The organism is Legionella quateirensis, from assembly GCF_001467955.1.
GTDB lineage: Bacteria > Pseudomonadota > Gammaproteobacteria > Legionellales > Legionellaceae > Legionella > Legionella quateirensis.
Map to the genome: position 1 here is coordinate 18,323 of NZ_LNYR01000006.1, position 14,664 is coordinate 32,986.

Sequence of the window (14,664 nt, forward strand, 5' to 3'; positions counted from 1 at the left end):
ATCTTCGGATATTATTTAGTTTCAGTAGCTGTTTTTTTAGCTTCTTTAACTAATCCTAACATTGCTTTTTCAATAATCTGAAAAGACTGTTGCATATAATCTAAAGCTTTGTGACCATTTTCAACAGCCAGATTAATTTGCTTTTCCAGAACTTCTTCAGGTTTTTTAACATGAGCAAGTTCATCAGGTTTTAGATAACTCAGACCTTGTAAGGTTTTAACATTCAATTCCGCTATAGCTTGAAAAGGCTCTTGTAGTTTTTTGGCCATTTCACTCCATTTATCAAAATTTGCCTGGTTCATGATTTTCTCCAATATGTTGCATTGCACAATTTAATAATAGGCCCTATATACAATAATTGTCAATGTATTTTAAAATATATTTTTGCACTGCACCATTAGTTTACCCTTTAAATAGTTTCTGCCATTGCTGCATCATTTGCTGCATTTGATTATTCCAGGTTTCTGTTGCCTGTTGATATGGATTATTTTGTAAGGGTTTATCCATAGCCTGAAACATTTGTTCCATCATAGCTTTTAATGAAACATGCATGGGATGGTTTGCCAATGAAATGATCTGTCGCAAAATTTCAGGAGATAGAAATTGAGTAGGACCCGCTTCCATATCGACAATAATCTGCAGCAATACTGAATTAGTCAGATCTTTCCCAGTTTCTGAGTCTTCAATTCTGAATGCAACGCCATCTACTACATAACGTTGTAACTGTTCCAGAGTGATGTATTGACTGGTTTCAGTATCATAAAGTCTACGATTTTTATATTTTTTAATTAAACGGGTCATAAGAAATCTCAAAAGTTAAATGCATTATAGTTTAATACATATGTAATCCACCGTTAACGCTGAGATTTGCACCTGTCATATAACGACTTTTTTCACTGATCAAAAACTCTATAGCCCAAGCGATTTCCTGTGGTTCAGCCAATCTTTTTGCCGGTATTAACTCAATAATGCTTTGCAGAATGTCGGGCCTGATCCCTTGCATTAATCGTGTATTGACATATCCAGGAGAAATACTGTTTACAGTAATATTTTTACTCATTAACTCTTGAGCCAGACTTTTAGTAAAACCATAGACGCCAGCTTTTGATGCAGCATAATTTGCCTGGGAAAATTGGCCTTTTTGAGCGTTTACTGAAGATACATTGACGATCCGCCCGGAACCCTGTGCTTTCATGCTCTCAACAACTTGTCGAGTCACATTAAACATACCATCAAGATTAACGCGTAATACCTCATCCCATTGTTGTTTCGTCATTTTAGTAAATACGGCGTCGCGAGTAATACCCGCGTTATTTATCAATGCATCAATAGGTCCCAATTCTTTTATGAGGACACTAATCACTTCCTGACATTGATCAAAATCGGTAACATCCATATGCCGAAATGATATATTTTTATAGCCCTGTTCACGCAATTCTTGTTTCCAGGCCTTTCCTTTTTCGTCCGAAATCAGGTCAAGTGCAATGACATGCTTATAACTCGCATCCAATTCTTTTGCGACCGCAGTACCAATATCGCCTGTCCCACCTGTAATCAATACAACATTATTATTCTGCATGAAATTCTCTTTTTAATTATGACAATAGGCTCAAAAGTTTCAAATACTTCTGGCAAAGTACACAGCACTCTGTTGTTACATGCCAGAATCTATTTACATGTATTGGCCACCATTTACATCAAGATTAGCACCTGTAATGAATCCACTGTCAGGAGAAGACAAAAATGCGACTGCATCCGCTACTTCCCGAGGATATCCTAATCGACCAACCGGAATATTTGCTATGATCGAACTGAGCACTTCTTCTTTAACAGCAGCCAGCATTGGGGTTTCTATATATCCAGGAGAAATCGTATTCACAGTAATCCCTTTACTTGCTACTTCTAATGCAAGGCTCTTGGTAAATCCAAACAACGCTGCCTTGGTTGAAGCATAATTGCATTGACCAAATTGTCCTTTTCGCCCATTAATAGAGGAGATACTGATTATTCGGCCATAGCCTTTTTCCAACATTACAGGAATGACATTACGAGTCATGTTAAATACACTGGTCAGATTGGCATCCAATACATGTTGCCATTGTTGAGGAGTCATTTTTCGCAGGCTGCAGTCTTGAGTAATGCCTGCATTGTTAACCAGGACGTCGATACGACCGTATCGCTCCATAATCAGCGTAGTAATTTTTTCACAATCACTGTACTGGGCAATATCGCCATAAACTATATCAATATCATAACCCAGTTGCTTTTGTTCTGCCTGCCATTGTTTTGCTTCTTCGTGGCGTCCATCCTTAAAATAACAAGCAACAACCTTGAAATCCGTCGATAAACGTTGACTTATTGCAGACCCTATTCCACCGGTTCCTCCGGTAACAACAGCTATCATTTGTTCCATAACAACTCCCTGTTTTGAAATGACTACTGAATGACATTACTACAAAGTAAATTGCGCCACTTGTCAATGGCTGCTCCCTCAGTTTATTCAAATGAATAAACTATATACAATTAAAAATAAAACCTGCACTGCAGTGACGGTAAGTCCATTTTGGATCATGGCTTTGACGTTTTCACTACCTGCAAAGCCCATTGCAGCAAACATATTAGCTCCCGGATAGGCATAATTTGTCACACGGGTGGCAAATAACATACATAACGCAAACGAGATCATGGGCAATTGCAACAAAATAACCGATGGAGAAAAGAGCTGATGCAACATTTTGATTGTTGCTTCAGCAGCTCCGGGCATGCCAAAAGCACCGGTGAACCCTATTAACATGGACAATACCGGTTTGCCACCCAACTGAATCAAAGGCGTTAAAAGTTGGGTGAGAGCATCAAATCCTCCTGCCTGATGAATCAACGACATAAAAGGATCAAATAATATAAATAAAAAAAACAAATGCAGGCTTTTTTGCATCCCCGTAACTATCAAACCAAATATCTGCTTCATACTTAATTTAGTCATGAATCCAGTTATAAACGCTAAAAATAACATTACAAAAATAACATAAGAGGTTTTGGCCTGAGCGAATAAACCATAGACTACACAAACAAAAAAAGCGAATAAAAAAATTAATGTTGTTCGCTTTTGCTGCCTACTGGGAATAAAGGGTTCAGAGCTGTCTTCATTTTCGCAGAGTTCATGAGCATACTGTCTTTGTAATCGTGATGCCATAATCCAGGTAGTAATTAAAGTAACCAAAGCCACTGGAAGAGCAGCATAAAGAAACACAGTCCCATAGCTAAGACCAGTAACACCCAATAAAGTAACCACCGGAGGAGCAAAAGGCCCCAGGATTAAGGCTTCTTCAGCAGAAGCCTGCATTAATACAGCCAGGCTTGGACGTGATAATCCGACGGAACCGGCAACCGGGCGCAAACTGGGAGCAAGAATGGCTAATCCTCCAGCCAATGTTCCAAGTAAAGCCACAATGATAAAGGAAGAGAGCACAATACCCGTTTTTGCGCGTCGTTGCGTATTAATTCCTATTCCATAAACGATTTGATGGACTAAAGTATGACTGACCTGAGTGTGTGTTAACACCTCTCCCAATCCTCGACCCAACATGATGATAAAACCAACTAGCGCCATAAAGGAGCCTAAAGCATCTGCCATGGTATTGCCAATGGCAATTGGACTGCTCAGATTCCACAAAAAACCTAATCCAACGCAAAGTGCCGTAGCCACCAGAGGATCTACATTGCGAAATAACATCACGGCATAAAGAATAATAATCGATAAACTGGCTAACTGAATGTAATAAGACATTAGCGGATCTCTCCAATCCGATTTAATCCTTGCGAGATCCCTTCAATACCCAAACCCGGCTTGTCTGAAAGAATAATTTGAGTACCAAGGCATTGTGCGCCGCCAAGAATATAATTGTCGCGAATCAAATAAATGGGATCGAGGTCAGCATAAAAGATATCCGGTTTACTTAAAGCAAAACTGGCTACAGCAGCTACTCCGATAGGTGACTCCAGCATACAACCAACCATTATGTCCATCCTTGCTGCTTTAGCGATGTTATATATCGCTTGAGCGTTTTCTATACCACCTGATTTCATTAACTTGATATTGACTCCATCGCATGCATCAATTTTTGCCAAATTCAGTGTATCTTCGGGTGAAAAGCACGCTTCATCAGCAATGATGGAGCAATCAACCCGGTCGCTAATAGCCTTCAAATGAGCTAGGTCGCAAGCATCAACAGGTTGCTCCACTAAAGGAATATTCAATTGATGGTGTTTGAATGAATCAATCACCTCAAGCGCATCGTCATAAGACCATCCTTGATTCGCATCAACAAGCAAGGTAATGCCATTACCCACTGCCTTACGAATTGTGCGAATCCGTTGGATGTCGTCAATCGGATTTAATCCCAATTTTATTTTTATAGTGCGATGCCCTTGTTTGACCCAATCCATTGCATCACTCACCATCTCATTAACGGCATTAACGCTTATGGTAATACACGAATTAATGCTGTTACTATTACCGCCCAATAACTTATACAGTGGCAAACCACAATTTTGGGCAAATAAATCATGAAGAGCCATATCAATAGCCGCTTTTGCGGAAGAATTACCGGCTAAGTTCTGGTTATTCATCTGCAATAATAAATTCAACTCTGAAATGCTTCGTCCAATTAATTGAGGCCCAAGAATGTCTTTAATTGCGGTCACAATAGATGCGGTACTGTCACCAGTAATCGCTGGAGTTGATGCTGCTGACCCATAGCCTATATTGCCACGATCTGTTTTGATCATCACCACCACATCATCAACACAATCTGTACGTCTTACAGCAGTAATAAATGGACGAATCAGTGGTATGGTCAATTGCGCAATATGAATTTCCTTAATAATCATGCAAGCACCTTTTTTAAAAATTATTGCGACCAATACTTTATAATAAATTCCCTTATTCTTTTACACCATAAATAACACATTAAATAACTTCGCATGCTCTTTATTTAAACAAATTAGTTGTTATAATGCACATGGAATTTATATTTGGAGCAATTGGTGAGCGCGCGACAACAATTATCTCAATTTTTACAAACCCATCACATGCCGTATGAAATACCTGCTGAGATAAAAGATGACGAACACGTAGTCAACCCAATTCTCGCTGTTTGTGAACACTTAATCCATGCCCGTCCGTCGTTATTAAAACCAGGCCATCTAAACAATCTTGAATCTCTAATGAGAGTAGCTCGGGATGCGCATTTTTTTACAGGCAATTATAACGGTCAGCAAGTCTCCTGGAGACCTCTAGCCTTTCAATTAGCCATCACTAGATTAGCTTCAGAAACTCCTTCTGTATTGAATCAAGATACTTTTGATGGCATTTGCCGAATCACCACGGCAAATCTGGATCAAAGGGATATTGAATTAGTAGCTCAATGTTTCATCTATATGAATAGAAGACGTCTTCTTACAAAAACAAACATCAAGGATTTAGTTGAGAAAGTCATCAATGCTCCTCTGCGACTGAAAACAGGTACCCTTCAATTGGAAATTAGTGCAAATGGGCATACAGAGTCCGTAAACGGTCCAGATATGAATGAGCGGAGCTGCGCGGAAACATTGAATAATTGGCTCTCTGCTTGCCATTGGTTAAGACCAGCCGACTTTAGCCTTATGATGCGAAGTGCCTGTCGTGAAGATGTATTATTTATTTACATGCAAAAATTGTTTGAAAAGAGACTGAACACACCCGCCAATTGTCAGGCTTTAATAGACAGCGGCATATCGGTTGACTCAATTCGTAACGGACTCAAAGTAGGCACTCAAAAGGAATTTAATGAGAGTCTATTCCAAATCTGTGATCTTAAATTGCACGGTCTGAAAACGAAAATTAACTCTATTAAAATGGGTGATGATGAGAATGCTGCATTCTCCATACAGAATCAGGCATTATCTGTTTATAAACTACTATGCAGCTTAAGAAATTCCAGGGAGACTCAGTGTGATCCACGAAAGTTCCTTCACACTATAGTTGTCATTCACAACGCATTACCTACTCAAGATAACCAACCAAAACAATCGGATATAGATGAGCTTATCGCTACGGGATATGGTGCAAAAGGGCATCCTTCTGAATTATGGCAAACAGCAGGAATCCTGATGATGAGTTTAGGTACTGCAATCGCAACTGCCGCAGGGATTGCGCTTTGTGTCAGTACCTTGGGTATTGCTGCACCGCTAAGTATCAGTATTGCCGCGGTAGGTGTTGCCAGCGTCCTCACAGGTGCGGGATTCTTCGCCTATGGTTCAACCCGATCCGGATTATCTAAAAACATCATGGATTTAACTAACGCGATACAACATCCAGTACCACAATCTGTTTTTGGATAACGATACAAAATAAACTATATTGAGCACACTATTCATCAGTGGTTTGACTTGAAACTTGGTTTATAGAGATAAATGTTTGCCTTCTTCACAGATAAGACAGATTTTTATCCTATACAGCGATTTATTTGTCTATTATTCTACTCATGATAGAAATGAATTGTACCAATATTTTGAACAGCAATAATTCATCAATTGAAATCCCTTGTGGTTGTTCAGAATATAAGACATCGCAAAACAGACTCATTTGGTTTCAAAGGAATAGGTCTAATTGAATGGAGACTCATATGAAAACGGCATTGATCACAGGAGCTAATCGAGGAATTGGTCTTGAACTAGCTCGTCAACTAAAAGGAAAGGGCTATTATGTGATTGGCTGCTGCCGAAATCCTGCACAAGCAAATGAATTGAACCAATATGCTGATGAGATCATTCAATTGGATGTCACTCAGGATAATGACATAGCTTCTTTGCAGCAATCACTCAAGAACAGCCCCATTGATTTGCTGGTAAATAATGCTGGGATAACCGGGGAGCAAGGTGTCACTACAGGCAATATTAACAGATCCAATTTTATCAATGTATTAAACGTCAATTGCATTAGTGTTGTTAAATTAAGTGATGCCCTGCTACCGAACATTCAGGCCAGTCAGGAAAAAAGTATTTTAGTCATCAGCTCTCGAGTGGGAAGTATCGCAGATAATGACCAAGGCAGATCCTATGCTTATCGTACCAGCAAGGCAGCTTTAAATTGCGCCATGCACAGCTTTGCCATAGATGTAAAAGATAAAGGAGTTCATGTAATGCTTATTCATCCGGGCTGGGTAAAAACAAACTTGGGTGGGCCTGACGCGTTAATTGATGTTCAAACCAGTGTTACAGGTATGCTCGCTCAAGCTGAAAAAGAACTATCCAGGAGCCACGCCGATAAACTGCATCGTTTTGATGGTGGTGTGATTCCCTGGTAATAATGAATATTCGTTAGCTTTCTATAAACTTCCTCTTTGTACGTGACAAAAAATCAGTCATGTACAAAGAAATTTCCTATTATAAATGTGGCACCCTGCTTTCATGTTCTGGAAGTTCAGTAACCTTCTGTTTTAATTCACTCAGAACAGCCGTATGGTTATTCAACCAGGATGTTTTGATTGATCGTTCCTGTTCATAATGTGTATTAACTTGGGCTATATGAGACTGACCCATCTTCCTGATTTTAGGAATTTCGGCTCTGGACTTATCACTTGCAAAAAATCCAAACATTGATATTCCAACACTAAAGGAGATTCTTTGTTCAATATCACGTACAGCGCTCACTTTTTGCTCTTCAAGATCACGCATAAAAAGTTCTTCAAGTTTCATTCAAACATTCACACTGAATAACAAAGGGGCATATAATAACATTTTCAAACAATTACGCAAACTGTAGCTTAATTGTTATACAAAAATCACTCGAGCATCAAGACAGAGAACTTGAATATCACCGGTGAAGTACTTCAAACTGTTTTTGATCCATTTAAAATCGATATTCAAAAACCAATTCTCAACATGCATACCTGATTTGTATAAAAAGGGAATTATCATTCGGGATTAATAAATTATCCTTCTGACGCCCCATAAATTATTTAAATAATAACATGGGGTGACGATTCGATAGTCTGGCCCTTGATAATGGCTGTCCGTGATAATCCAATCGCCCAAATGGGGCATCCACTCCTTTTGAGAACAGAATCCGTTAGGCGCAATCTGCTCTGGATGAATACCTTTCGCATCGTCATTGATTTGTTGGCCAGTCCACATCACAACATGCACAACGGCTGATGGGTTTGTAGCGTCAGCTCGCGGAGTGGAAATAAACAATAAATCTCCAGGGTGTAAAGCCGCCAAATCCGAGGCACGAATACTGCCTGGATGCTTTGCTCCGAATTGATCAATTACCGATAAATACCCGCCATGCCCTGCACAGGAATGGTTTGCCTCAAGCGTATTGTCTCTACAAACCAATGTTCCTGCTGCATTTGGATTATCCAGAACCTGAGTACCCGATTGTTGATTTGGAGATAAATTAATTTGTGATTTATCAGAACGTTGTCCTGCCTGATACTTTATATTACTACTGAATTTTAATCCCAAAGCAAAATTATATAAAAAAGCAGTGTAATTACTGCAATCCAAACCGTACCACATCGTGTTATTAACCCAATTGACCAACGTTTCAGAGCCGACTCCCGTATAATTCCATCTGATCTGCTGCTGATAATAGGTTGAACCGGGCATAATATTTTTGGCAACACTGCAATATCCCCCTTTATGCTGCTTGGAATTTCGTTCTCTTTCAGGAGTTTGATAATCGGGCACATAATGATGGCAATAATTTAACTTTCGTTTAATCCAATAATCAGCTGCGGCAAGAATACGCTGCCTTTGCCAACCTAAGTTAGCAGGAACAACGCACTTGAGCAGTTCTGAACTTAATTGCAGGGTATTCGGTTTTGGACCCCAGCCTTTGACCATTCGATCCGAGTGAAATGGTTGCTGTAGTTCGAAATCAAAGTTTGCTGCGTTATTCATACAGGAAGGAGTTATTACGGCAGAACATACCGAACCAGACCAGAATAAAATGCCTACTGATAATAGAACCAGTCTGTTTATAAATATCCGTGCTTGATTCATCATGTCAAAGTTCCATTAATCACTAAAGTTAAGCCTAATGAGGCACAGCCTTTATAGTCCCTGATAATCTTGCATTAAAATTTGATTAAATGTACCCTGTCCAGGCTTTGAAATCTATTTCTTTCAAGCAGTTACTCTATGATTTGGTAACCTCTCAACAACCTCGAGAATTTCATCATCCTGAACGCAATGAAGGATCTTCTAATGCAGGCAACATGCCAGTTTCAGGAACTCTCGCACTCCGTTCGAGATGATGTTTTCCGGACTTATTGATCAGTTACTGGTATTGAAAAATGATTTTCACTTAATGAGGGAACTATGATAAATAAATTACTGGCTACAACTCTTTCACTTGTTGCATTGACCATCCCACACTATGCCCATGCAAATGATGATTCTTGCGAAATCCAGGTTGCAGTATCCAGCCCCCCAATTCAACCCGATCAAAGTGTTGCTTTTAACGTCACTAATGACAACGGTCTTAGTAAATCAATCATTTTGCAAGGTGGAAGTTCGCCTAAAACCATAGGAAAATTAACTTGCTCTCCTATGCCTTATACAATAAGCGCCACCCAGTTCTATACCCTGCCGAATATGATAACAAAAAATAGCCAACAAATTGGTCAATGCATGTTAAAGGCTGGCAATGTATTTTTGAACGGTTCTAATAACAGTGTATCTGTAGTTTTTCCAAATGATTTTATTTGTAATAACTAGAATTGATGCTTATTCCTTGGCTCACAGCGATTAAGATAAGGAATATTTATTGTAGATTAGCTTTTTCGTAGCCCGTATTAGCAAAGCGTAATACGGGGAAACAATGAAGTTTGTTGCCACTTAAATCCTGTATTACGCTTCGCTAATACAGGCTACTATGGTTTAACTTTAAGAAAGTGATTTCTTGTCGAGATAAATAGGATAGGCTTTAAAGAGATATTGAGTGTGGTTTATCAAAACCACACTCTTATTTGAATACTACTTAACATAAACTGGAACATAACCTTTTAACTGTTGAGCAAACTGTCTCAATACATCAAGACCGGACTCTTCAGCCTGACGGCACCATTGTTGTAGCGCGTCGATTAATTCTTTTTGTGACGTAGCAGTTTTCATCCAAACATTCTGTAAAGATTGTTTGTAACTATAAACAACACGTAATTGCTCACGAGCTTCCAACAAAGTTTGCAGCCGTGTTTTAGCCTTGGTTGATAGTAACTTATCTTCACGACGTAACAATCGCCCAGCACGTTGAAATAGCTTTTTGTCTTCTTTAGTTTCGATACTATGACTTTTTTCTTGCTTGAGTATCGGTCTGATTACCGCTTTATAATAATTGGACATGACTTGGAAGCGATTGGAAATTACAGCTTTAACTGTATCGATGTCCACTTGCAGCTTACCTTCATCCATAGCCAGTTTTGGCGGTAATTTCTTAACTTTAGCCAAACCTAAAAATGAAAGTACGCGAATATACATCCAGCCAATATCAAACTCCCACCACTTAACAGAAAACTTGGCAGATGACGCAAACGTATGGTGATTGTTATGCAATTCTTCACCACCAATCCAAAATCCCCAGGGGATGATATTGGTTGCTGCATCCAGACATTCGAAATTTCTATAACCCCAATGATGCCCAATACCGTTAATTACTCCGGCAGCAAACAATGGAATCCATATCATTTGTATGGCCCAGATGGTCAATCCAGGAGCGCCAAATAAAAATAAATCAATGAACAACATCAACGTAATACCTTTAGCGGAATGACGGGCATAAACATTACGCTCCAACCAATCATCAGGGGTACCGTGTGAGTATTTCGCAACCATATCTCTGTCTTTTCGAGCGGCGCGATACAGTTCAGCTCCTTGCCAAAATACTTTCTTAATGCCTAAAACCACAGGACTATGAGGATCACCCTCAACATCCGTTGTAGCATGATGTTTACGATGTATAGCAACCCAATCAGCTGTAACCATACCTGTTGTTAACCACAACCAGAAACGAAAGAAATGACTGATGATTGGATGCAATGTCAACGCTCTATGCGTTTGATTGCGATGAAGATAAATTGTTACTGCAGCTATAGTTATTTGTGTTAAAACTACAGTTGCAAGAACATACCCCCAAAAGGACAGGTTTAAAAATCCGAAAACCATAGAAACCCCGCTTTAGATAAAAATTGGTAATAAAAAAATAGTACATCCACCATCTGGAAGTAATATTTCAAAAACATTATATCCATATAGTATAATGATAACACATTTTCAATGATAACATTGCATGATTTGATTATGTAGCCGATAATTAATAAATAACTTTCTTCTGGATGAAGTCATGAGCAATAAACTAGAAAAGATTTTTGAAAATTTAGTTCCATTCATAGTTATTGGAGTTGGAATCGCCATTGTTATCGGATTATTATTTATGTTTTTCTATGTCGCTATCTGGGGCGTGGTAATCGGTGGCATTTTATATCTAGCTGCCCTGGCTAAACAGTATTTTTTCCCCAGTGAATCTACTAAAAAGGAACAAGGACGTATCATTGAGCATGATGATAAAAAATAATGCCTGAATTACCTGAAGTTGAAACCACAAAACAAGGAATTAAACCCCATCTGAAGGATCAAATAATCAAGAATGTCATTATTCGTAATTACTCGCTCAGACTGCCAGTTCCTTCGAATATTGATGAGCTGTGTATTGGTAAAAAGATATTAGCCATCACACGAAGAGCTAAATACCTGTTGATTCACCTTGATGAGGGGTATTTACTGATTCATCTAGGCATGTCGGGTCATTTAAGAATCGTGCCCGATGGAACAAAAGCAGAGAAACATGATCACATCGATATGCTTCTTGCTAATGGATTAATACTGAGATACTGTGACCCCAGACGATTTGGTTTGTTCCTTTATATAGAAGACAACCCGCATCAACACTCACTCCTGAGTCATTTAGGACCAGAGCCTCTATCTGAAGATTTTAACCCTGATTATTTACTCCAAAGAGCGAAGAATAAAAATCAACCAGTTAAATCGTTCATAATGAACAATGAAATAGTAGTAGGTGTCGGCAATATCTACGCCACGGAAAGTCTTTATTTGGCAGGATTGCATCCATTAACCCCAGTCAAGAATATATCAGAAAAGAGTTTAAGTCAGTTAACTGTCCATATCAAAAAAACGCTGGAATCAGCTATAGCAGCAGGTGGAACCACATTAAAAGATTTTTATACCTTCGATGGCAAACCAGGCTACTTCAGTATATCACTGCAAGTATATGGTAGAAAAAAACAACCGTGTAATCGTTGCGCCTCTATCATCGAGAGCATCGTAATCGCTGGTCGCCATTCAGCATTTTGTCCTCAATGCCAACCGATAAAAGGCATCCTATAACCACAATAAAATGTGACAATTAAAGCCAGATTAGAAATAATTTGAACAATAACGCGCATTCCTGTAAAATGACACTCTTTTAAAAACTAATAAAGGTACTTAATGCTGCGTATCAAATTAGGAAGCCATATTATCAGGCGTTATAAAGACAGAGGGGTCGTTTATCGTCCTGATTTTATCATTTACGACATTGATGAAGCAGAATATTTAACTTTTTGGAATAATATTAAAAAACACCCTAAAAGCCAGCTGTATACTGATGGAATACAGGTGTTTCGAGTCAGTTGGTTACAGTCTTTATTTCAGACCATTAAGGGATGGCTCGGCTTTGAAAACCATTGCCAGGCCAATAAAGTAGAAATGACTCTGGCCAAGATCGCCTATCAAGGTTATCTGAAAGGCTTTCATATAAAAAATCGATTTAGTTTTGACCCGCCCATTATCTCTGAACGATTTGAATCATTACTTAATACACAAAGAGAGAACAAGAATTCTGCAGAATTGCAGCAAGTGCTCTTGAGTTATTATATAACTCACTCCGATCAAATCACTCGATGGGGTTCCCCTCTCCATGCTGCCCACTCTTTTGGACAAACATTTACCAGCTTTGTCAACGATGAATTGTACCAATTAGTTCCTGGCATTGATGCTCAGGATGATTATGTGATTTCTAGTGCAATCAATGGATTACATAATCGCCGTCAACGGCTTGCAATAAAGGAGTGCTTAACTGACAGTCGTTTTGCAGAATATTATGCAATCTATCTGGTGAACCAAGAACAGTATCTCGATGCATTAAACTGGCATAAAGACATCAAATATCAATTTCCAGAACACTATATTAAATTCTATTTATCTAGAAAACACAGTTTATATAACGCCATAAACGACGCAATTGAACTCCTGGAAATTTTGTTTCAATCACCACAAATTGAAGATAAAAACAAATCGGTCGCTTATATTAAAAAAAATTTAGATGCTTCCGAACAATTAACCCATTTGGAACCTGATTCTGAATTAAGGAAATCTGTAGCTCAATCCTATTTACAGGATGCTAAAAAAGAAAAAAGCAGATTCCCCATAAGCAAATTACTGTTTGGAACAAATTTTATAACCCTCCTTGCGCAGGCGGTAAAACTTGCACCTGATATATTAGATCAGGATCTTTCAATGCAGGATATTGTTTTAAAAGAAGAATGGATTACTTATCTGTTTAATGAAGCCATTAGAGAAAGGAATTTCAAAGAGGCAAGAACGTTATTCGAGTCTCACACCAGCATTAAATTCGATAGGAATAATCTGAATACATTAAAAATTTATTATCTGACCGAATTAACAGAAAATCAGGAAACAATCAGAGAAGAATTGGAGCATTTGAATTGCCCTCAGGCAAAAGAAGCAGCAAAGCTGAATATTTATCTGGCGGAGCAAATTGCCCGTATCTCACCCCAGGATAATCCACTGATTGCAGTGACCATTGACTATGCAAGAACCCTGATAGAAATCGATAAAAAAATGTTTCCTGATGTGAAAGATGCAAACCTTGACGCATTAGATGAGGCTCAAAAATTGTTAGATAGGTGCAATCTATCGAAAAATGTACCTCAGCATAAACAACGATATAATGAATTATTGCTTCGGAAAATCGAGTGTATCATTGAAAAAATCCGCGTTCCCATAGATTTTAATGACAGTTCACACGTTAGAAAAGAAGTTGTTCCACAAATTAAACCATGGCTGGATTTATTACACCAAAATCTCTCTTCTTTCATAACTCTGAATGAACATAAACCCGGGAAAGATATTAGGGCCGTACTAGGAAAAATCTATTATATCAAAGGAGATATAATTCACTTCTATACTCGTAATAGACAAGAAGCTCTCCCTTATTTTAAAAAGGCGGCAGAGGTAATGTCCGAAAATCCTTATTATCGATTACGTTATTATGAGCTTGCTGAAAACGAGAGACGTCATGATGTTCGAACCGAAATAGAAGAAATGGCTTTTTTAAATACGGAAAAATACAACATGTGGATGGAAGAACGATGGAATGAGACACGCGTCATGTCTGAAGGTTTTGATATCCATAATATTGAAGCAGTAGATAACGATGTATTGTCACGATTAAGCCGTATATTTGGATCCTGATGACACAAGATTGACTAACAATCTCTACTCTCATAATTCATCTAGGCAATTTAATTGGCTTGCTGTATG

15 protein-coding genes are annotated in these 14,664 nt (G+C 38.5%); 6 read left to right on the top strand and 9 right to left on the bottom strand.

Annotated elements, in window-relative coordinates; all coding sequences use genetic code 11:
* Positions 1-11: 11 nt before the first annotated feature.
* The 6 genes from Lqua_RS02575 to Lqua_RS02600 all read right to left on the bottom strand — a co-directional run bounded on the left by Lqua_RS02575 (position 12) and on the right by Lqua_RS02600 (position 4,890).
* Positions 12-302 carry a phasin family protein gene (locus Lqua_RS02575; protein WP_058472731.1) on the bottom strand — a complete coding sequence of 97 codons (291 nt, stop codon included), beginning with the start codon at positions 300-302 and terminating at the stop codon, positions 12-14.
* 100 nt (positions 303-402) lie between these two features.
* On the bottom strand, positions 403-801 hold the full coding sequence (locus Lqua_RS02580) for a polyhydroxyalkanoate synthesis regulator DNA-binding domain-containing protein (protein WP_058472732.1): 399 nt from the start codon (positions 799-801) through the stop codon (positions 403-405).
* A gap of 31 nt (positions 802-832) precedes the next feature.
* Complete coding sequence (gene phbB, locus Lqua_RS02585) at positions 833-1,579, bottom strand: acetoacetyl-CoA reductase (protein ID WP_058472733.1); 747 nt, start codon at positions 1,577-1,579, stop codon at positions 833-835.
* Positions 1,580-1,672: 93 nt separating this feature from the next.
* On the bottom strand, positions 1,673-2,413 hold the full coding sequence (phbB, locus tag Lqua_RS02590) for an acetoacetyl-CoA reductase (RefSeq protein WP_058472734.1): 741 nt from the start codon (positions 2,411-2,413) through the stop codon (positions 1,673-1,675).
* A gap of 87 nt (positions 2,414-2,500) precedes the next feature.
* Positions 2,501-3,787 (bottom strand): Na+/H+ antiporter NhaC family protein, encoded by a 1,287-nt coding sequence (locus Lqua_RS02595; protein WP_058472735.1) that lies wholly within the window; start codon positions 3,785-3,787, stop codon positions 2,501-2,503.
* On the bottom strand, positions 3,787-4,890 hold the full coding sequence (locus Lqua_RS02600; protein ID WP_058472736.1) for a dipeptide epimerase: 1,104 nt from the start codon (positions 4,888-4,890) through the stop codon (positions 3,787-3,789). Before Lqua_RS02600 ends, Lqua_RS02595 begins: the two co-directional genes overlap by 1 nt.
* Positions 4,891-5,046: 156 nt before the next feature.
* On the opposite strand from Lqua_RS02600, the gene Lqua_RS02605 reads away from it, so the two are divergent.
* Together Lqua_RS02605 and Lqua_RS02610 are read left to right on the top strand one after the other, a co-directional pair.
* Positions 5,047-6,381, top strand: a complete 1,335-nt coding sequence (locus Lqua_RS02605; RefSeq protein WP_058472737.1) for a hypothetical protein — start codon at positions 5,047-5,049, stop codon at positions 6,379-6,381.
* A 284-nt stretch (positions 6,382-6,665) separates the two neighbouring features.
* Positions 6,666-7,346 carry an SDR family oxidoreductase gene (locus tag Lqua_RS02610; RefSeq protein WP_058472738.1) on the top strand — a complete coding sequence of 227 codons (681 nt, stop codon included), beginning with the start codon at positions 6,666-6,668 and terminating at the stop codon, positions 7,344-7,346.
* Between the two features lie 79 nt (positions 7,347-7,425).
* Here Lqua_RS02610 and Lqua_RS02615 read toward each other — a convergent pair whose 3' ends face one another.
* A complete protein-coding gene (locus Lqua_RS02615; protein WP_058472739.1) occupies positions 7,426-7,737 on the bottom strand; it encodes a hypothetical protein in 312 nt (103 codons plus the stop codon).
* Positions 7,738-7,965: 228 nt separating this feature from the next.
* Complete coding sequence (locus tag Lqua_RS02620; protein ID WP_058472740.1) at positions 7,966-9,051, bottom strand: hypothetical protein; 1,086 nt, start codon at positions 9,049-9,051, stop codon at positions 7,966-7,968.
* Between the two features lie 315 nt (positions 9,052-9,366).
* On the opposite strand from Lqua_RS02620, the gene Lqua_RS02625 reads away from it, so the two are divergent.
* Positions 9,367-9,765: a hypothetical protein gene (locus Lqua_RS02625; RefSeq protein ID WP_058472741.1), complete on the top strand. Its 399-nt coding sequence runs from the start codon at positions 9,367-9,369 to the stop codon at positions 9,763-9,765.
* 258 nt (positions 9,766-10,023) lie between these two features.
* On the opposite strand, the gene Lqua_RS02630 is transcribed toward Lqua_RS02625, so the two are convergent.
* The gene (locus tag Lqua_RS02630; protein ID WP_058472742.1) at positions 10,024-11,208 is read right to left on the bottom strand and encodes a DesA family fatty acid desaturase; all 1,185 of its coding nucleotides are present in this window, start codon (positions 11,206-11,208) and stop codon (positions 10,024-10,026) included.
* Positions 11,209-11,386: 178 nt separating this feature from the next.
* Between Lqua_RS02630 and Lqua_RS02635 the strand changes: the two genes are divergently transcribed.
* The 3 genes from Lqua_RS02635 to Lqua_RS02645 all read left to right on the top strand — a co-directional run bounded on the left by Lqua_RS02635 (position 11,387) and on the right by Lqua_RS02645 (position 14,595).
* Complete coding sequence (locus tag Lqua_RS02635; protein WP_058472743.1) at positions 11,387-11,617, top strand: hypothetical protein; 231 nt, start codon at positions 11,387-11,389, stop codon at positions 11,615-11,617.
* The gene (gene mutM, locus Lqua_RS02640; RefSeq protein ID WP_058472744.1) at positions 11,617-12,447 is read left to right on the top strand and encodes a bifunctional DNA-formamidopyrimidine glycosylase/DNA-(apurinic or apyrimidinic site) lyase; all 831 of its coding nucleotides are present in this window, start codon (positions 11,617-11,619) and stop codon (positions 12,445-12,447) included. Before Lqua_RS02635 ends, mutM begins: the two co-directional genes overlap by 1 nt.
* Positions 12,448-12,549: 102 nt before the next feature.
* Positions 12,550-14,595, top strand: coding sequence for a hypothetical protein (locus Lqua_RS02645; protein WP_058472745.1), 2,046 nt, complete (start codon positions 12,550-12,552; stop codon positions 14,593-14,595).
* Positions 14,596-14,664 lie beyond the last annotated feature (69 nt).